Below are 17,795 nucleotides of genomic sequence, written 5' to 3'. Positions count from 1 at the left end.
GGAGGACAACATGTCGACCGCTCTTTCCCTGTTCACCCGCCGTGACCCCTTCGACGATCTGATGCGCTCGGCCTTCGGGCCGTCCGCGTGGCCGGAGTCGGTCCGCACGGACTTCATGCCCGCTGCCGAGTCGCACCGCGACGGCGATGACGTCGTCGTACGCCTGGAGGTTCCGGGCATCGACGTCGCCAACGACGTCACCGTCGAGGTCGTGCAGAACCGTCTGGTCGTGCGCGGTGAGCGTCGCGATGATCGAGACGAGCAGACCGAGGGCCGCAGTATCCGCGAGATTCGCTACGGCCAGTTCGAGCGGACCTTCACACTCCCCTCGCATGTGGGAGCGGACGCGGTCAGCGCCTCGTACGACAAGGGCGTGCTGAGCATCCGCGTCGCGGGTGTCTACGCCGGTACCGAGCCGACGCGGATCACCATCGCCGAGGGACCCGCTCGCAACGAACTGGAGTGAATGAGCGCTAGGTGACGTGGCCGCTCCGGGCGGCCTCGGACTCGTCCGGAACTCCGGCGAGGACGAGGCCGCCCGCCGCTCACGCGTCCGTCAACGCGGGGAGGAGTTCTTCCTGTGCCAGGTTCAGGAAGAACTCCTGGTCCTGGCCGACGTGATGCAGGTAGATCTCGTCGAATCCCAGTTGTTCGAATGCCCGCAGCCGACCGGCTAGATCGCGGGCGGAATCGCTGATCACCACCGCATCGGCGATCTTGTCGTCGGGCACGTACCGACCCACGATGTCGAGATCCTCCGGTGTCGCCATGTCGTGCGGGACGGGTTCGTCGAGTGGATGGTTCCGCCATTGATCTCGAGCGATGCGTCGCGCCTCCGCCAGGGTGGGCGCCACCGACAGATGGACCTGAAGAGCGAGTGGCCCCACACCGCCGTTCCCGCGATACGCGTCGATGATCTCCTGTACGGTCTCCATCTCGGCGTTGATCGTGATCAGGCCATCGGCCCACTCCGCTGCCCGCGCAGCTGTGGCAGGTGTCAGCGCCGGCCCGAGGAGTCTCGGCGGGTTCGTCGGCCGGGAGTAGATCCGGGCACGCTCCACGACCACGTGCCCGCGGTGGGTCACCTCTTCCCCCGCGTGCAGCCGGCGGATGATCTCCACACATTCCTCGAGGCGCTCCTGGCGTAGGTCCTTCGTGGGCCATTTGTCGCCGGTGATGTGCTCGTTCATGTTCTGGCCCGAGCCGAGGGCCATCCAGAATCGCCCCGGGAACATCTCGGCTAGGGTCGCCGCTGCCTGCGCGATGATCGCGGGATGGTAACGCTGGCCGGGCGCGGACACCGTGCCGAGGGTCAGCTCGGTCGTCGCCAGCGCGGCACCCAACCATGACCAGGCGAAGCCCGAATGGCCCTGCCGTGTGGACCACGGCGCGAAGTGATCCGAGCACATCGCTCGGTCGAATCCCGCACGTTCTGCACGCTGAACATCGCGCAGAAGCTGGGAAGGGGCGATCTGCTCATGGGAGGCGTGGAATCCGTAGGCCGTCATGGTCACCTGCCCTCAGCATCCGCGATGGCATCCGCGGCGCGGATCAGGCCCAGGTGGCTGAAGGCCTGCGGGTAGTTTCCGGCGAGTCGGCCGGCTTGCGGGTCGTACTGCTCGGCCAACAGGCCGAGATCACTGGCCGCGCCCAGGACGGTGTCCATCAACCGTCGGGCATCCTCGACACGACCGCTGAGGGCATACTGCTCGATGAGCCAGAAGGTGCAGAGCACGAAGGGCGATTCGTCACCTTCCAGCCCATCGAAACCGGTGTCGGTGCGGTAGCGGTACACCCACCCATCGGACGTGACGAGCTCCTCCTCGAGACGAGCCACCGTCGCGAGCATGCGCGGATCATCGTAGGCGACATATCCGGTGTGCGGCAGCTGCAGGAGTGATGCATCCACCTCGCGATTGTCATAGGTCTGGGTGTAACCGCCGTGCTCTTCATCGCGTCCATGCGTCTCGATCTCTTCGGCGAGCCTCTCGCGCAGTTCCTTCCATCGCTCCACCGGACCCTCACAGCCGTGCTCCTCGACAGCGCGGATCCCCCGGTCGAAGGCCGCCCACATCATCGCTCGGCCATGGGTGAAGAAGTGCGGCTCGCCCCGTATCTCCCAGATGCCGTGATCCCGGCGCTCGAGGTTCTCCTCGCAGTAGCGCAGCAGGCTCTTCTGCAACCCCCAGGTGTAGTCGTTCTCGCCCACCCCGGCTTCGCGCAGCTCGTGCAGGGCGATCATGACCTCCCCGACGACGTCCGCCTGGAACTGATGCGCCGCGCCGTTGCCGATTCGTACGGGCCGAGAACCCTCGTAGCCGCGGAGGTGGTCGAGCTCCGACTCGGTGAGCTCTCGCTCTCCGGCTAGTCCATACATGATTCGGACGTCATCAGCGTCGCCGGCAACGGCGCGCAACAGCCAATCGCGCCAGAGTTTCGCTCCGCTGGTCAGGCCGTGGGCGACGGCGACCTCGATGGTGAACGCAGCGTCCCTGAGCCAGACATAGCGATAGTCCCAGTTGCGGGCACCCCCGAAGCTCTCGGGCAGCGAGGCGGTGGGAGCGGCGACGATCCCACCCGTGTCCAGGTGGGTGAGTGCCCGCAGGACGAGGAGCGATCGCCACACCAGCGGCCGGTGTTCGGTGCGCACTTCGCACTGCGATACCCATTGCGTCCAGAACTCGACGGTCTCGGCCAGTGCGCGGTCCGCATCGGGCGGTTCGGGCGGTTCCTGATAGGCGGGAAACCAGCTGAGATCCCAATCCAGTCGCTCACCCGCGGTGAGATCGAAGCTCCCTGTCAAGCGTGGGGCGCGTCGGCCGGCCGTCTCGTCGGCTCCGTCGGCGCCCGTCTCGTCGGCCCATGTCAACGGCGGCCCGGTGATCAGAATCCCGTCGGGCCCGGCCATCGCCAGCAGGGCTTGCGCGTCGTCGTGTCCGTCGATCCGCCGGACCCAGGGCGTGGCGCGGGCGTAGTCGAACCGCAATCGGAGATCGTGCACGAGCCGCGCCGTCCCGTCGAGACACTCGACACGACGTACCAGATCGCCGCGCGACGTGCTCGGCAGCAGGAAGTCCGTCACCCGCACCGTCCCGGTCGGGGTACGCCAGGTTGTCTCCAGCACGAAGGTCTGGGGCAGATATCTCCACTCGACGACTTCACCGTCTACGGCCGACAGCTTCCATCTGCCGTCGTCCGCGTCACCGAGCAGTGCGGTGAAGACCGCTGGAGAGTCGAAACGGGGAAGACACAGCCAGTCGATGCTGCCGTCCCGGGAGACAAGGGGGCCAGTCGTCAGGTTGGACAACAGCGCGTAGTCCTCAAGCGGAGTGCTCATCCCTTTCATTTCTAACGCGGATCCCGGCACTTCGCACGGGATGTGCGACCGAGGGCGTGCGAGGGGCGAACTCGAGGCGGAAGCACCGCGGCACGATGGTGAGCCGTTCCTCGATCTTCAACTCATAGTGGGGATCGCCGATGATCTCATAGCGGTGCAGGATCCGGGCCAGCACCAGAATCGCCTCGTGCAGGGCGAACTGCCGTCCGATGCATGCCCGTTCTCCGGTGCCGAAAGGCTTGTAGATGTTCTTGGCGCGCCCACGGCTGTTCTCGGGAAGGAACCGATCGGGGTTGAACTCCTCCGCGTCCTCACCCCAGACGGCGGGATCCCGATGCGTCAAGGGCAGGATGACGAGCGCCCAGTCATCGGGCCGCATCCGGTACTTGCCAGCCAGCATGGTCTCCTCGCGCGGACTGCGCGCGAAGGCCGGTGCCGTCGGCCAGAGCCGTAGCGCCTCGTCGAGCACGCGACGCAGATGGCGGAACTTGGGGACCTGTTCGAAGGTCGGCTCCGCATCACGTTCGTCACCCAGGATCGCGTCGGTCTCGGCGTGCGCGGCGGCCAGCGCGGACGGGTTCCGCGACAGGTAGTACAGCACGAAGCTCAGGGCACCTGACGTGGTCTCATGCCCGGCCACGAGGAAGGTCAGGATCTGATGGCGGATGTTGAGATCCGAGAGCCGCTCCCCCGACTCCGGATGCTCGGTCTGCAGCATGAGGTCGAGCAGATCGCCGCGCTCCTCTCCCCCGTCGCGACGATCGCGGATGAGCCCGTCGACGAGCTCATCGACATAGGCCATGTGATCGGCATTCTCCTCATCGATCCTGCGGGCGATGCGTTTGCCGCCCGGGATCGTGTCGAGGGAGGCCTTGCGCATGCCGGTCGTCAGCGCCGCCACCATGGCCGGCACGAAGGGATGCACCTCTCGGGAGGTGAAGGACCCGAAGTCACGGCTGAAGGCGCAGCGGCTGATCGTCTCCATCGTCAGCTTGGTCATGTCCGCCGTGACATCGACCGGCTCGTCGAGGCGATCCCACACCGCGAACATCTCGGCGGCGGTCTCGAGCATCGTCGCGTGATAGCCCCGCATGGAATCGCGCGAGAAGGCCGGCATCAGGATGTCGTGCGCCCGCTGCCAGTTCTCCTCTCCGTCATAGGCGGTGAAGAGCGCATCGCCCACGAACTCGCGCAAAGCCGCCAGTGCGGGCGACAGGGCCTTGTGGAATCGCTTCTCATCACACAGCTCGGCGGCCAGCTCGGCGCTCTGCACGAAGACGAACTTCTGCCCGAATACCTTGATCTCGAAGATTTCACCGAACTTCGGCGCCAGGCGCATGACATTGCGCAATGGCGTGCCGTCGCGCAGATGCCGAGCATCGCCGGCGATCGGCAGGCGCCCGGAGGGATGTTCGAAGGTCTGCGACCACGCGTTGCGGACCATCACAGGCCGTTCCGCGTGCCGATGGCTGCCACGAGCCGTTGGTAGGCAGGTCCGGCGATGCGAGCCAGCGCGTCGATCGCCACAGCATCGGCGCCGATCAGTACACGCGCCTTGCGCTTCTGGACGCCGGTGAGGATGATCCGGGCTGCCTTCTCCGGACTGGTGCGCGCGATGCGGTCGAAGGACGATGCCAGCGCATCGTGATCGCGACCGGCACTCTGCCCCGCGCTCCGGGCGATATTCGTCTTGATGCCGCCGGGGTGCACGCACGTGACCGAGACCGGGCGGCGCTTGGCGATCATCTCCATCCGCAAGGCCTCGGTGAATCCGCGGGTGGCGAACTTCGCCGCATTGTAGGCACCCTGGCTGGGCACGGAGATGAGACCGAAGACACTCGACAGGTTGACGACGTGTCCGTCACCGGAGGCGATCAGATGCGGCAAGAAGGCCTTCGTGCCGTTGACGACGCCCCAGTAGTCCACATCCGTGACCCGCTCGAGGTCCTTGAACTCCATCTCCTCGATGTCCCCGGTGAAGGCGATGCCCGCGTTGTTGATGACGATGTTCACGGCGCCGAACTCCTCGGCCACCGACGCCGCATAGGCGAGAACGGCATCGCGCTCCGTCACATCCAGATGATCGCTGCGCAGGTCGGCACCGCATCTCGACGCCAGGTCAGCGGTCTCGGCGAGCCCTGCCGTGTCGATATCGCTCATCGCGACCCGCGCGCCGCGTCTCGCAAGCTCGACGGCCAGTGCCCTGCCGATCCCCGAGCCAGCACCCGTGACGACGGCGACCCGCCCGGTGAAGTAGGTCATGGAGCCTCCAAGTGATTCGGATACTGACAGTATCCGAACCGCTGCAGGAGCGGAAGGGGTCGGCCGCGTCGAGGGGCCCTCAGCGAAGCTGGCGCTTGCGCGGCCTCAACCGCAGATCCGGCATGGGCGGCGCCGGGATGATCTGCCCGTCATGGCCGTCGACCTGTCCGAAACGCGCGGCCTGCGCCTGCCAGTCCTCGCGTGCCCGGACGATGTCCTCGTGGGTACGACCGATGAAGTTCCACCACATGACGAGCTCCTCGTCGAAGGGCTCACCACCGAGCAGCATCACCGTCGCTGCGCCCTCGATGGAGACCTCGACCTGGTCGCGTCCGGGCGCGAGGTAGCGCAGCAGCCGATGCTCGACCTGCTCGCCCTCGATGATCAGCGGGGAGTCGACCGCGAGCAAACCGTGCTCGAAGGCCGGATTCAGCGGCAGAACGTGGGTGCCGGCCTCGAGGCGCACCTCCGCACCCATCAGCGGTGAGAACACCGTGGCCGCCGAACGACCACCGCCGAACTCGCCCACCAGCACCGTCGCCCGCCAGCCGTCGCCCTCGACGCGGGGTAGATCGGCGTGATGCTCGAACCCGGCGCGCCCTCGGCGGTCGGCATCGGGAAGCGCCACCCACAGCTGGATACCGTGCATCGGCTCCGCGGCGTCAACCGAGAACTCCGAGTGAGACACGCCGTCCCCCGAGGTCATGAGATTGAGCTCGCCGGGCTTAAGGACGACATCGCTGCCCAGGCTGTCACGGTGGCGGATCTCACCGCTCATCGGCCAGGTGACCGTCTGCAGACCGGTGTGCGGATGCGGCAGCACCGTCATGGCCTCATCGGTGGGGCCGAAATGGTCGACGAAGCACCAGGCGCCGATCGTGGGCAGCGCTCGGCTCGGAAGCGTGCGGTGCACCGTCAGCTGACGCAGGCCACCGAGCGGGACCTCGCGGGCCGGGATCGTGTGGTCGCCGATCATCCGACGAGCCGTTCACGCAGGCGGTCCACCGCGCTCACATCGCCCCCGGCGGCCCGGAACCATCCGTGGACGCCGTCGTCGTGCGACTCCCAGGAGTCGAGGACGGCAGCGATCGCCTCGACGGGCGTGGCGAAGTACGCGGCCGGGATCTCCGCACGACGCGGGCCGAGGACCCTCCGGAAGCGCGCCTCGATCTCGTCCTCGTGCTGCGCCGTGACCAGATAGTCCTCGACGATGTCGTCGCGCCGCACGCCGAGGAGGGAGAGCGCCAGTGCCACGGAGACGCCAGTGCGGTCCTTGCCCGCGGCGCAGTGAACGAGCGTCGGGCCCTCCGCCGAGGCGATCTCGTCGATCACCTCGACCAGATACGGTGCCGAGGTCCGGAGCATCAGCAGGTAGAGCTCGGCGAGGCTCCCCGGCGGGGTCACCCCCGGACGCAGCGCGCTCAACAGCGGGAACGACAGCACGCGGGCTCCTGTGTGAGCGAGCGGGTGCTGAGGCTCGACTTCACCTGCCGATCGGAGGTCGAGCACCACACGGGGCGGCCAGGTGACACCCTCGGGGACCCGATCATCGGCCTGGGGCAGGGCGCTGCGCAGCAGCCGACCGGTGCGCAATACGCCGTCCGCGGCCACCATCCCGCCGATATCGCGCAGGTTGGGTACGAATTCACTCACACCGCCATGGTAGGCGAGGACACCGATCTTCCACGGTCCAGCGGCCTCGCCATCGGCGTCGTAGCCCATCCCTAGGATGGAGCCATGGCCCTTCCGGACAAGACGACGAAAGCCGCCGCCGGCGCCCTCGTCGCCCTGTCGGGTCTGTACGGGCTCCTCATCGGCGAGGTACTCCTCGCCCGCAAGCGCATCGGCACCACCGACGAAGTACCCCCGCTCTCCGACGGCGTGTACGGAGTCGACCTCCCCGGCAAGCCGCTCCGCGTCCTGCTCATGGGCGACTCCGCCGCGGTCGGATACGGCATGAAACGCGCCGATCAGACACCCGCGGCTCTCATCGGACTCGGTCTGTCGCATCTCATCGACGCCCCGGTCGACATCGCCACGGTCGCCAAGGTGGGGGCACGCTCTTCGCACCTGCGCGAGCAGATCGCCGAAGGCCGCTCCCACCTGCCCGACCTCGCCATCATCGTCATCGGCGCCAATGACGTCACCCACCAGGTTCCGCCACGACGCGCGGGACGACTGCTGGCAGCGGCCATCGCCGAGCTGCGGTCCTTGGGCGCCGAAGTCGTCGTGGGCACCTGCCCGGACCTCGGCACCATCAAACAACTGCCGCAGCCGCTGCGGGTCGCCGCACGGATCCTGAGCCGCAAGATGGCACGAGCCCAGCTGATCGCCACGCTCGCGGAAGGCGGCCGGGCCGTCACGCTCGCGGATCTGCTCGGTCCGCTCTTCGTCTCGAAGGGAGACATCCTCTTCGGCGAGGATCGCTTCCATCCTTCGGATGTCGGCTACGCCACGATGGTCTCGTTCCTCAACGCGGGTGCCGCCGCCTCCTGGCGCGAGCGACGCTCCGAGAAGTACACCGGGGCGCCTCGGGACTATATGAGCGTCGCCCAGGCGGCTACCGAGGCGAGCAAGCTCGGCGGCACCCAGGTCGTCCGCGACGGCCGCCTCGCCCGCGTGCTTCGCCGCCGTCGATGACTCGCGCCAGGACACGAGCCCTCCGAGGCCGGCGGCGGTAGGCCAACAACGTTATCCGGACCTGCCCTTGGTGAGGTCGATGGTCTACCGCCACACGCGAGGCGATACACGTCCGATGGACAGACGAAAGGGCCGGCACTCCACCTGGAGTACCGGCCCTTCAGCGCCAGATCAGTCGTTATTGGCGAAGATCGCGAGGATACGCAGGATCTCGATGTAGAGCCAGATCAGCGTCACCGTCAGGCCGAAGGCCGCGCGCCAGGACTCACGCTGCGGCAGACCGGCGGCCACACCCTTCTCGACGTAGTCGAAGTCGAGGATCAGCATGAACACGGCCAGGACCACAGCGACGGCCGAGACGAGCAGGCCGAGCATGCCGAAGCCGCGCAGACCGCCCTCGTTCACCAGCGGCGTGAAGCTGAGGATGAAGTTGACGATGATGACGCCCACGAAGGCGAACACCGAGATCGTCACGACCTTGCGGAACTTCTCGGTGACCTGGATGTTGAAGAACTTGTAGGCGCCCAGCGTGGCCGCGAAGGCGATGATCGTGGCGAGCACTGCCTGGAACACGATGCCCGGGCTGCCCTCGGCGAACATGCCCGCGATCGCCTTGGAGAAACCGCCGACGAACACACCCTCGACCGCCGCGTAGGCCAGCACCAGAGCGGGGCTGATGACCTTCTTGAAGGAGTTGACCATCGCCAGCACGAAGCCGACGATCGCGCCGCCCATCGCGAGGGTCATCGTTACGCCCAGCGCGCCAGGGGTATCCAGCGAAGGCGTCAGGAACCAGGTGACGGCCGCAGCGAGCGCGACGAGACCGAGCGTGATGCCGGTCTTCTCGACCACGGAGTCGACGGTCATCCGGTCGGTCCGGGCAGGTGCCTGCGGGGTGGCCGAGCCGGCGTCGCCATTCAGGTCGATCGTCCACTGGGACGGATCCGAATACGGCGTCGTGGCCCGGTTGAACTCCTCGCTTCGAGCGAAGACGGGGTTGCTACTGCGCATCGGTTCCTCCGGGTCGTGTGATGTGCTCTAGTCCTCTCATTGTAGTGGAACGCCGCAACCGGATCACCACCACTGTGGAAGCGCCTCGTAGAGTGTCCGGGTGAGTGAGGAGACCGTCGACCCGCTGTACCATCGCGAGATCGTCTCCTTCATCCGCCGCGGCGGACGGCTGACCGAACGTCAGCAGGACGCGTGGGACGACCTCGCGGAGGCCTACGTCCTCGAGATCCCCCGGGCCGTGTCGAGCACATCGGTCGACACAGCGCATCGTCTCGATCCGGTCGCGGCCTTCGGGCGCGAGGCGCCACTCGTCATGGAGATCGGCAGCGGCCGCGGCGAGGCGCTCGTCCATGCCGCGGCGCAGAACCCCGGAACGGACTTCCTCGGACTCGAGGTCTATGTGCCCGGCGTGGCCCAGACCCTCGTGACGATGCGCCACGAGGGGGTCACCAATGTGCGGCTCGCTGTCGTCGACGCAGCCCAGGCACTCGCCACGATGCTGCCCGAGGCCTCCTTGCAGGAGCTGCGCGTCTGGTTCCCCGACCCGTGGCACAAGAAGCGTCACCACAAGCGCCGGCTGGTGACCGACGAGTTCGTGCCCCTCGCCGCACGGGTTCTGCGCCCCGGCGGTGCTTGGCGCCTTGCGACGGACTGGGAGGACTACGCCGAGCAGATGCGCGAGGTGCTGTCGCGCACCGAGGTCTTCGACTTCTCCGGCGACTGGTCCGAGCGATTCGGTGGGCGGCCGGTGACCAAGTTCGAGGCGAAGGGCATCGCGAAGGGTCGTACGATCCGCGACCTCGTCGCCGTCCGCCGCTGAGCTCTCACTGCTCTGCGGCCCAGGCCGCGACGCCTGCCGACCTGCCGGAACCGGGCGATCTCGAGACCCTGGGGGCCGCACTGCATATGTGGCTGGAGCCCGCGGCCGGTCGCGTGACGCGTACCGGACGACTGCTGAACGCCGTCTGCGCGGAGGCCGAGGACGACTCCACTCTCACCCGGACACCGAGCTCGCGGAGCGATTCGAGCTCTCGACCCGCACCCTCGAACGTCTCGTCTCGCGGGGCCTGGGCGTCTCCCCCAAGTGGCTCCTGGACTGCTGGGGACTCCAGGAGGCGGCCACGCGGTTGTTCCGTGAGCCCGATATCGATCTCGCCGGGCTGGCCGCCGACCTCGGCTATGCCGATCAGGCGCACTTCACCCGTCACTACCACCGGGTGCTCGGCGAGAGACCGGATGCCACCCGGCGAGCGGGCCGCGACCCACGGAGCTCTCACTGATCGAGCAGTGAGGTCAGTTCACGGTCGACTCGGGCACGGAGCTCCGCTGAGAGCGGCTCGCCGCCAGTGGCGGCATGCAGCCAGAGACCGTCGGCGGCCAGCTGAACGATGAGCCGGCGCACGCTGGCATCGTCCGCGCTGCTCGCGGCCGAGGGCGCCCACCGGTCGAGCACGTCCTGCCAGATTCGGTGCAGCGACCGGTTGTCGGCCGCTTCGAGCATCAGCAGCAGCTCCGCACGTGTCGCCTCGGTGGTCGATCGCAGGTACGCCTCCACCCGTTCGCGGTCGTCGAGCTGCGCCGCCTCACGATCCCCCGCGGCCGCGCCGACGGCAGCACTCCACCGCTCTGCCACATGCCGGTGGATCGCCTCGATCAGGTCCTCCCGGGACGGGAAGTGGTAGAGCAGCCCTCCTTTGGTGACACCCGACTCGGCGGCCAGCGCCTCGAAGGTCAGACCCGCGAGCCCCTCGCGCTCGATGAGGACAAGACCCGTGTCGAGGATGTGCTCGCGCTTGCTGACGCGCATGATGACCTCCTGGTGACGCACTCGACACCCGAACTATACCGTCCATCCGGTACAGTTTGAACGCTGCTGACCGAAAGGACCGCCCATGATCTCCCCGGCACGTCGCTGGTCGCTGCTGGCGGTCGTCAGCAGCGCCCTCCTGCTCATCGCCCTCGACAACACCGTCCTCTACACGGCGCTGCCGACCCTGATCGAGGAGCTCGGTGCGAGCACCTCGCAGGCGCTGTGGATCATGAACGCCTATCCGGTCGTGATGGCCGGTCTGCTGCTCGGCGCCGGGACCCTCGGCGACCGGCTCGGACACGTGCTGATGTTCCGCATCGGCCTCGTGATCTTCGGCCTGGCCTCACTGGTCGCGGCCTATGCGCCCGGAACCGGCACGCTCATCAGCGCCCGGGCACTCCTCGCCGTCGGCGCCGCCTCGATGATGCCGGCCACGCTCGCGTTGATCCGCGTGACTTTCGAGGATGTCCGCGAGCGCAATCTCGCGATCGCCGTCTGGGGCTCCGTCGCGGTCGTCGGCGCTGCCTTGGGTCCGATCCTCGGTGGCGCTCTGTTGGAGGTCTTCTGGTGGGGGTCGGTTTTCCTCATCAACGTGCCGGTGGTGGTCATCGCCCTCATCGGCACGTTCCTGATCGCCCCTCCCGATCGTGTCGACGGAGACCAGCAATGGGACCTGATGTCCTCGCTGCTCGCGATGGCCGGACTGGTGTCCGTCGTCATCACGATCAAGGAATTCGCCAGCCTGCCGCCGTCTTGGACCACTGTCGCGATCGCTGCGGCCGTCGCCATCGTTTCCCTCGCCACATTCGTCCGCCGTCAGCTCCGACTCACCTATCCGCTGTTGGACTTCACCATCTTCCGCAACAAGGCGTTCTCGGCGGGAGTCCTGGCGGCTGCCCTCACGATGTTCGTCCTCGGCGGTCTTCAACTCGTGACCACCCAGCGTTTCCAGCTCGTGGAGGGTTTCAGTCCCCTACAGTCGGGACTGCTCGTCACCGCTGTGGCCCTGGGGTCGGCACCGACGGCCCTCCTCGCGGGCGGGTTCCTGCACCGAGTCGGTCTGCGGCTGCTGATCGCCGGCGGACTCGCCGTCACCACGATCGGCCTGGTGCTCGCCGTGCTGACCTTCGACCGGGCGCTACCCGCCTTCGTGGCGGCATTGGTCGTCCTCGGGCTCGGGTTGGGCTCCGTGATGGGCGTGGCCTCGACGGCGATCGTCGGCAATGCCCCGGCGCACCGCGCGGGAATGGCCTCTTCGGTCGAGGAGGTGTCCTATGAGTTCGGCAATCTGACCGCGGTCGCCTTCATCGGCAGCCTCGTCGCGCTGATCTACACCGCCACCCTGAGCCTCCCGGCGGGCACGCCGCCTGAGGCGGGGGACAGCCTCGCCGCCACCCTGCTCTATGCGCATGGCGATCAGGAACTCGTCGACCACGCCCGCGCGGCCTTCGACCATGCCTACACGGTGGTGTTGATCGTCATCGCCGCCGTGGCCGCGATCGGCACCGTGGTGACCCGCGCGCTGCTGCGCGAGCACGGCGCTGGCGCCCCCGCGTCGGCGCACCCGCATCACTGACTCGCGCATCAGTCGCTCGGACCGCGCTCGGCGGAGGCCGGACTGATGATGCGTTGCGGTCGCTATGGCCGCCGCACCGCATCGACATCGACATCGATTCTTCCCCGGACGGAGCGGCCTAATCCGCTACTCGGCCGCGTTGCCTCGGCGACGCAGATAGAGCGCGGTCCCGGTGCCGGCGGCCACGACGACGACCGCGGCACCGATGCCGATCGGAAGCCACGGCGTGCCGGACGAGTCGTCGGACTCCGCCGCCGTCGCGTCGGCATCGGCCTCGTCGGCGGCCTCTTCCGTCGGCTCGGGCTCCGGCTCGGCGCAGGCGAACTCGAAGGACACCGTCAGCGGGTCGAGCGCCTCGCCGGGTGCGTAGAAGTCCGCGAATGCGGGCGCACCCTGCTCGGAGAGCGCGACCGGCACGTCGGCGAAGGTCGCCGCGCCACTCTCCACCTCGATGGGGCCGAGGGCGCCGAGCTCGGCGATGGGCTCCTGCGTGACATCGACCGCGACCTCACCGGACGTGTCCGTGCCGCGGGTGTCGAGCAAGAGCGTCGCGTTGCCGTCCTCGCCGAACTGGACGGTGGGGTTGGCGAGGGTCATATCGAGGATGCCGTCATGTCCGGTGAAATGGACCGTTCCGGTGAAGGACACCTGGCCGGCGCCGGTCTGGCTGTCGACCGTCCCAGTCGCGGGCGTCCAGCCGAAGGACGGCGTCTCGTAGGTGGCGCCGTCGCTGGTCTCCCAGCTGCCGTTGGCGATGGTGCCGGAGATATAGGCGCGGAAGCTCTCCTTGATGCCCCAGCTGAGCGAGCCGCCGGTCACCTCGCAGGTGTCGGCGGTATCGGTCGGCTCCGCCGACGCGGCCACGGGAAGGGCCACGAGGCCGGCGACACCGATCGTCGCGGCGAGCGCGGCACGGGCCGCGGCCCCGTACTTCATGTCCGCTGTCTTCATGTCCACTGTCCTTTCGTCGAAAAGACAGGGTCCGTCCCGCCGGGCGGCGGGACGGACCCTGTGCCGGGCTGGATCAGCAGCCCTGCTTCAACAGCTGCCGACGACGGCCGAGGATCGCCGCACCGGCGAGCATCGCGAAGGCGCCCAGCGCCAGCAGGCCGGCATTGGCCTCGGCTCCGGTCTTCGGGAGCTGACCCGGATCGGTGCTGCCGTCACACGGAACCTCGCCGCCGAGATTGGCGGTGAAGGAGACCGCGTCGAGCGCGGTCCCGGCATCGTAGAACCCGGCGAAGGCCGTAGCGCCCGCGCCCGTCAACGTCGCGGAGGCACCGGAGACGCTGATGGTGTCCCCGTTGACCGCCCCACCGCTGAACGAGAGGTTCGCGAAGGCGACCTCGCCGTTGACCACGGTCTCGCCCTTGGTGTTGGTCGAGCTGACGTGGGCATGGAGCACGCCTGAGCCGGGGCCGGTGATCTGCACGGTGGGATTGCTCAGCTTGAAGTTGAGCAGTCCGCCGTGACCGGTGGCCGTGATGGCGCCGGAGTAGTTCACCTTGCCGATGCCGTCCGCGTTCGGGTTCACGGCGCCGCCGGTAACCGAGAAGCTGCCGCCGGAGAACTGGCCCTTGGCGATGCGTCCGCCGACGTACTCGCGGAAGCTGGCCTTCAGTCCCCACTCGAGGCTGCCGCCGGTGACCTCACGAGCGACACACTGGTCGCCGGCGTCACCGCCGGTGCCGGTGCCGGGCGTGTTGCCGCCGCCGTTGCCGTTGTTATCGCCGCCGCCGGGACCGCCGTCGACCGGGGTCTCCCCCGAGCCGCCGCCAGGACCCTGGGCGTCGTCGCAGTCGATCTGAGCGCCAGTCGTCACGTCGAAGGACACCGGATCGAGCTCAGTGCCGGCCTCGTAGAAGCCACCGAAGGCCCGCTCACCATCGGCCGTCAGCGTGGCCGCGGCGTTGGTCCATGTGCGCTTGGCGCCGGACGTGGCCGGAGCGCTCAGCGCCAGATCGGCGAAGTGCACGTCCTTCGTCTCGAAGCGCTCGCCGACGCTGGTCATGTCCTTGAAGTCGCGACCTGCGACGTCGACGTGCAGTCGAGCCGTGGTGGCCGAGGTGACGACCACGCGCGGATTGGTGAACTGCAGGTCGAGCGCGTAATCGCTACCCATCTGGTGACCGGTGAAGCGGGCGCCGTTACCGGTGCCGTAGGCGACGTCGACGGCGCTGCCGTCGAGCGCCGACTTGCCGGCTCCCTTGGTCCAGACGAACGCACCGCCGTCGGGCTGCGTCGTGCGACCGAGCACCGAGATGTTGCCGTGCGCGATCGGTCCGCCGACATAGTTGCGGAAGGACTGCTTCACACCCCACGTCAGCGACTCGCTGGTGACCTGTCGGCACTCGCCGATCGGCTCAGCGGCAGCGACCGCGAACGGCAGGCGTCCGAGCTCGGCGCCCTTGGCGTCACCGTTCGCCGCGAAGACGACGATATTGTGCGCACCGACCGGGAAGCTGGCCGGAACCGTCCAGCTGGCGGTGGCGACGCCCCCGGCGTTCGCCACCGGGCTGCCGATCGCGATCGGATCGGAGTGCGCCTCGACGAAGACCTTCTCCTGCGGCTTCAGATCGGAGATCTCGATGTCGATCGTGTCGCCCGGCTTGACCTGCTTGACCGGCGAGCCATTCTTCTCGATCTCGATCGTCGGGTCCGAGGGCTGCACCGGAGCGGCCTCGACCGTCAGAGTCGCGGCAGCGGACTCGGCCTTGCCGTGCTCATTCGTGAAGACGGCGCGGTACTGAGTGCCGTCCTTGTCCGCCGACACATTGGCGAGGTCGAGCTTGGTCGCCGTCGCACCCTGGATGTCAGCCCAGTCTGCATTGCCCGACTTGGACTGCCACTGCACCGACGGAGCGGGGACACCCTTGCCCGTGACCTCGAACGAGACACTCTCACCCTCGTTGATCGTCTTGGCAGACGGCTGCTTGGTGACATCGGGGGATGCCGTGTAGTCGCCGAGCAGCGCGGCCAGCTCCTGGTCGGCGTTCTTCACGCCGCCGCCGGGATAGGTGTAGATGCCGAAACGGCCATCCTGGACCAGCGCCTCGGGAGACTCGAGGGTCACATTCCAGGTGAAGGTGCCCTCATCCGACAGCGGCACCCACTGACGTTCGACGGTCGCCTTGAAGTTCGGCGGGATCTGGTCGAGCGTGTCCTTGGTCAGGACCCAGCCCTGCGAGCCGATCTTGCGCTGGCTGGAGGCGACCTCGGCCGACGGCTTCCAGTTCTCCGCGAAGTGGCCGAAGGTCACGTAGGTGCCCTGAGGGAGGGTGTTCGGGATCGGCACGCCGCGACCGCCGACATTGGCCTCGGGATCGAAGCCGCTGCCGCGCACGACCAGCTTGTCTCCCTTCTCGAGGTCGGCATCGCCGATCGGCGTCACTCCGTCCTCGGCGAAGACCTCGATCTTCGGCTCCCAGACCGGCTCCGGCTCAGAACCGGCAGCCTTGTAGTTCAGGGGGACCTCGAGTTCCTGATCGGCATTCTTCACGCCGCCGGCACCGTAGGTGAAGATGCCGTAGTGACCGCCCTCGGCGAGCTTCTGCGGCTCCTCGAGCGTGGCCTCCCAGGTGAACTCGCCCTCCTCGGACAGTTCGACCCACTGGCCGCGGATCGCTCCCTGGAAGTTCGACGGAACCTGGTTCAGCGCGTCCTCGCTGAGGACCCAGCGCTGCGAGCCGACATTGCGCTCACCATTGCCGCCGGAGGGCTGCCAGTTCTCGGCGAAGTGGCCGAAGACCACGTAGCTGCCGGCCGGTGAACCGGCAGGGATCGGCGGCCTGCCGCCGGGCTGGGCGATATTGCCTTCAGGATCGAAGCCGGAGCCCTTGACGACGACCTTGTCGCCCTCGGACAGCTCGGTGTCGCCTACCGGAGTCGTGCCGTCCTCGCGGAAGACCTCGATCTTGGGCTCCCACACGGGGTCGGGGTCGGGGGTCTCGGTGACCGACACCGTCACCGGGTCCGACGTGGAGCCGAGATGGGTGGTGGCATCCGCCGGGGTGAAGACGGCGGTGATGCTGTGGTCGCCGACCGGAAGGTCGCTGGTCTTCAGCGTGGCGGTGCCATTGGCGACGGCGACCGGCTCGCCGAGCGCGTTGTCTCCGTTGCGGAACGCGACGGTTCCGGCGGCGGCCGGCGCGACCGTGGCCGTGAGGGTCACCTCTGTGCCCTCCTCGACATCACCTTCGGGAGCGACGGAGAGCGACGTGGTGGTGGTCTCGGGATCGGGCGCCGCGGTGACCGGAAGGCTGAAGGTCAGCGGATCGAGGTTCTCAACCGGTGCTGTGTAGAACCCGCCGAAAGCGACCTTCCCCTCCTCGGTGAGCACGGTCGAAGCGTTGGTCCAGGTCAAGGTCGACCCGTTCTGAGTCGGAGAAGGCAACGTCACGTCGGCGAAGTGCACATTGTTCTGCTCGAAGAACTCATCGCTGACATTGGTCGTTCCCTCGAACTTGCGGCTGCGGACATCCAGGTAGAGTTCCGCGGTCGTCCCGGAGGTGACGACGATGCGAGGGTTGGTGAACCGCATGTCCAACGCGTACTTGCCGTCGCCACCGAGGTCGTGGCCGAGGAAGTGGACGCCGTTGCCGGCACCGAAGCTGACATCCGCCGTGCTGCCGTCCGTTGCCGCAGCTCCGCTTCCGCCGGTCCAGGTGAAGGGCCCGCGCTTGGGATTCGTCTGGGTAGTCGAACCGAGCGTCTGAACGTCGCCGTGCACGAAGGGCATATTGATGTAATTACGGAACGAATCCCTGACACCCCAGTCGAGGGTCGCGCCCTCGACGGTGCCTTGCGTGGGGGCTGCCTGAGCGGCGCTCGGCAATGCGAGCCCGCTCAGGACGATGAGCACTGAAGTCAACAGCACGAGCAGTGGGGACTTGCTCCGTGTGCGTGAAACGGGGGTTTCCACGACAGACGCCTCTCCTTGGTAGTCACGACGCCACGAAGGCACCGCGGTAGTCGCCAGTGAAACCAAAGCTAGCCTAAGTAAGTTCAGGCTGACCTAAGGGGTCCCGTTTTCTGGGACAGCCGCCCCAGCGCTTGCTTCTAGGACCACATCGGGGATGCCGTCGTGCCTGGCTTCGTCCCCGCCAGCGACCACGAGATCGTCCCGCCGCTGCCTGATACCGCAGACAGCGACGGGACGA

Annotated in this window: 15 protein-coding genes; 5 read left to right on the top strand and 10 right to left on the bottom strand. The window is 67.7% G+C overall.

Annotation, left to right across the window (positions count from 1 at the left end):
* The first annotated feature begins 10 nt into the window (after window positions 1–10).
* Complete coding sequence (locus BHE97_RS00415; protein WP_087622045.1) at window positions 11–466, top strand: Hsp20/alpha crystallin family protein; 456 nt, start codon at window positions 11–13, stop codon at window positions 464–466.
* 79 nt (window positions 467–545) lie between these two features.
* Here BHE97_RS00415 and BHE97_RS00410 read toward each other — a convergent pair whose 3' ends face one another.
* From BHE97_RS00410 to BHE97_RS00385, 6 genes are all read right to left on the bottom strand, one after another.
* Window positions 546–1,508, bottom strand: a complete 963-nt coding sequence (locus BHE97_RS00410) for a TIGR03885 family FMN-dependent LLM class oxidoreductase (RefSeq protein ID WP_087622044.1) — start codon at window positions 1,506–1,508, stop codon at window positions 546–548.
* A 2-nt stretch (window positions 1,509–1,510) separates the two neighbouring features.
* The gene (locus BHE97_RS00405; protein WP_087622043.1) at window positions 1,511–3,337 is read right to left on the bottom strand and encodes a glycoside hydrolase family 15 protein; all 1,827 of its coding nucleotides are present in this window, start codon (window positions 3,335–3,337) and stop codon (window positions 1,511–1,513) included.
* Window positions 3,321–4,781, bottom strand: a complete 1,461-nt coding sequence (locus BHE97_RS00400; RefSeq protein WP_087622042.1) for a cytochrome P450 — start codon at window positions 4,779–4,781, stop codon at window positions 3,321–3,323. The genes BHE97_RS00405 and BHE97_RS00400 overlap by 17 nt, the downstream gene beginning before the upstream one ends.
* Window positions 4,781–5,599 (bottom strand): SDR family NAD(P)-dependent oxidoreductase, encoded by an 819-nt coding sequence (locus tag BHE97_RS00395; protein ID WP_087622041.1) that lies wholly within the window; start codon window positions 5,597–5,599, stop codon window positions 4,781–4,783. Before BHE97_RS00395 ends, BHE97_RS00400 begins: the two co-directional genes overlap by 1 nt.
* Before the next feature lie 79 nt (window positions 5,600–5,678).
* Window positions 5,679–6,575 (bottom strand): pirin family protein, encoded by an 897-nt coding sequence (locus tag BHE97_RS00390; protein WP_087622040.1) that lies wholly within the window; start codon window positions 6,573–6,575, stop codon window positions 5,679–5,681.
* Window positions 6,572–7,252 carry a tyrosine-protein phosphatase gene (locus tag BHE97_RS00385; protein WP_170931176.1) on the bottom strand — a complete coding sequence of 227 codons (681 nt, stop codon included), beginning with the start codon at window positions 7,250–7,252 and terminating at the stop codon, window positions 6,572–6,574. Before BHE97_RS00385 ends, BHE97_RS00390 begins: the two co-directional genes overlap by 4 nt.
* 84 nt (window positions 7,253–7,336) lie before the next feature.
* Here BHE97_RS00385 and BHE97_RS00380 point away from each other — a divergent pair, with 84 nt between their 5' ends.
* Window positions 7,337–8,239 carry an SGNH/GDSL hydrolase family protein gene (locus tag BHE97_RS00380; protein WP_087622039.1) on the top strand — a complete coding sequence of 301 codons (903 nt, stop codon included), beginning with the start codon at window positions 7,337–7,339 and terminating at the stop codon, window positions 8,237–8,239.
* Between the two features lie 171 nt (window positions 8,240–8,410).
* On the opposite strand, the gene BHE97_RS00375 is transcribed toward BHE97_RS00380, so the two are convergent.
* A complete protein-coding gene (locus BHE97_RS00375; RefSeq protein WP_087622038.1) occupies window positions 8,411–9,250 on the bottom strand; it encodes a Bax inhibitor-1/YccA family protein in 840 nt (279 codons plus the stop codon).
* A 100-nt stretch (window positions 9,251–9,350) separates the two neighbouring features.
* Here BHE97_RS00375 and trmB point away from each other — a divergent pair, with 100 nt between their 5' ends.
* Window positions 9,351–10,070 carry a tRNA (guanosine(46)-N7)-methyltransferase TrmB gene (gene trmB, locus BHE97_RS00370; protein ID WP_087622037.1) on the top strand — a complete coding sequence of 240 codons (720 nt, stop codon included), beginning with the start codon at window positions 9,351–9,353 and terminating at the stop codon, window positions 10,068–10,070.
* A gap of 88 nt (window positions 10,071–10,158) precedes the next feature.
* Window positions 10,159–10,530: a helix-turn-helix domain-containing protein gene (locus tag BHE97_RS00365; protein WP_170931175.1), complete on the top strand. Its 372-nt coding sequence runs from the start codon at window positions 10,159–10,161 to the stop codon at window positions 10,528–10,530.
* Here BHE97_RS00365 and BHE97_RS00360 read toward each other — a convergent pair.
* Window positions 10,524–11,057 carry a TetR/AcrR family transcriptional regulator gene (locus BHE97_RS00360; RefSeq protein ID WP_087622175.1) on the bottom strand — a complete coding sequence of 178 codons (534 nt, stop codon included), beginning with the start codon at window positions 11,055–11,057 and terminating at the stop codon, window positions 10,524–10,526. The two genes, BHE97_RS00365 and BHE97_RS00360, sit on opposite strands and share 7 nt — an antisense overlap.
* Before the next feature lie 85 nt (window positions 11,058–11,142).
* Between BHE97_RS00360 and BHE97_RS00355 the strand changes: the two genes are divergently transcribed.
* Complete coding sequence (locus BHE97_RS00355) at window positions 11,143–12,636, top strand: MFS transporter (RefSeq protein ID WP_170931174.1); 1,494 nt, start codon at window positions 11,143–11,145, stop codon at window positions 12,634–12,636.
* Between the two features lie 126 nt (window positions 12,637–12,762).
* Here the strand turns inward: BHE97_RS00355 and BHE97_RS00350 are convergent, their stop codons facing one another.
* Together BHE97_RS00350 and BHE97_RS00345 are read right to left on the bottom strand one after the other, a co-directional pair.
* A complete protein-coding gene (locus BHE97_RS00350; protein WP_087622035.1) occupies window positions 12,763–13,587 on the bottom strand; it encodes an HtaA domain-containing protein in 825 nt (274 codons plus the stop codon).
* A 73-nt stretch (window positions 13,588–13,660) separates the two neighbouring features.
* Window positions 13,661–17,557 carry an HtaA domain-containing protein gene (locus tag BHE97_RS00345; RefSeq protein WP_140399918.1) on the bottom strand — a complete coding sequence of 1,299 codons (3,897 nt, stop codon included), beginning with the start codon at window positions 17,555–17,557 and terminating at the stop codon, window positions 13,661–13,663.
* Window positions 17,558–17,795: the final 238 nt, after the last annotated feature.

The organism is Aeromicrobium sp. PE09-221, assembly GCF_002174305.1.
In the GTDB taxonomy this organism is placed as follows: domain Bacteria; phylum Actinomycetota; class Actinomycetes; order Propionibacteriales; family Nocardioidaceae; genus Aeromicrobium.
This window is presented reverse-complemented; position numbering and strand designations above follow the sequence as displayed.

Excerpts from the sequence above, each read along its gene's own strand:
- BHE97_RS00415 (WP_087622045.1), top strand. The coding sequence starts at position 11 with ATGTCGACCGCTCTTTCCCTGTTCACCCGCCGTGACCCCTTCGACGAT.
- BHE97_RS00410 (WP_087622044.1), bottom strand. The coding sequence starts at position 1,508 with ATGACGGCCTACGGATTCCACGCCTCCCATGAGCAGATCGCCCCTTCC.
- BHE97_RS00405 (WP_087622043.1), bottom strand. The coding sequence starts at position 3,337 with ATGAGCACTCCGCTTGAGGACTACGCGCTGTTGTCCAACCTGACGACT.
- BHE97_RS00400 (WP_087622042.1), bottom strand. The coding sequence starts at position 4,781 with ATGGTCCGCAACGCGTGGTCGCAGACCTTCGAACATCCCTCCGGGCGC.
- BHE97_RS00395 (WP_087622041.1), bottom strand. The coding sequence starts at position 5,599 with ATGACCTACTTCACCGGGCGGGTCGCCGTCGTCACGGGTGCTGGCTCG.
- BHE97_RS00390 (WP_087622040.1), bottom strand. The coding sequence starts at position 6,575 with ATGATCGGCGACCACACGATCCCGGCCCGCGAGGTCCCGCTCGGTGGC.
- BHE97_RS00380 (WP_087622039.1), top strand. The coding sequence starts at position 7,337 with ATGGCCCTTCCGGACAAGACGACGAAAGCCGCCGCCGGCGCCCTCGTC.
- BHE97_RS00375 (WP_087622038.1), bottom strand. The coding sequence starts at position 9,250 with ATGCGCAGTAGCAACCCCGTCTTCGCTCGAAGCGAGGAGTTCAACCGG.
- BHE97_RS00360 (WP_087622175.1), bottom strand. The coding sequence starts at position 11,057 with ATGCGCGTCAGCAAGCGCGAGCACATCCTCGACACGGGTCTTGTCCTC.
- BHE97_RS00355 (WP_170931174.1), top strand. The coding sequence starts at position 11,143 with ATGATCTCCCCGGCACGTCGCTGGTCGCTGCTGGCGGTCGTCAGCAGC.
- BHE97_RS00350 (WP_087622035.1), bottom strand. The coding sequence starts at position 13,587 with ATGAAGACAGCGGACATGAAGTACGGGGCCGCGGCCCGTGCCGCGCTC.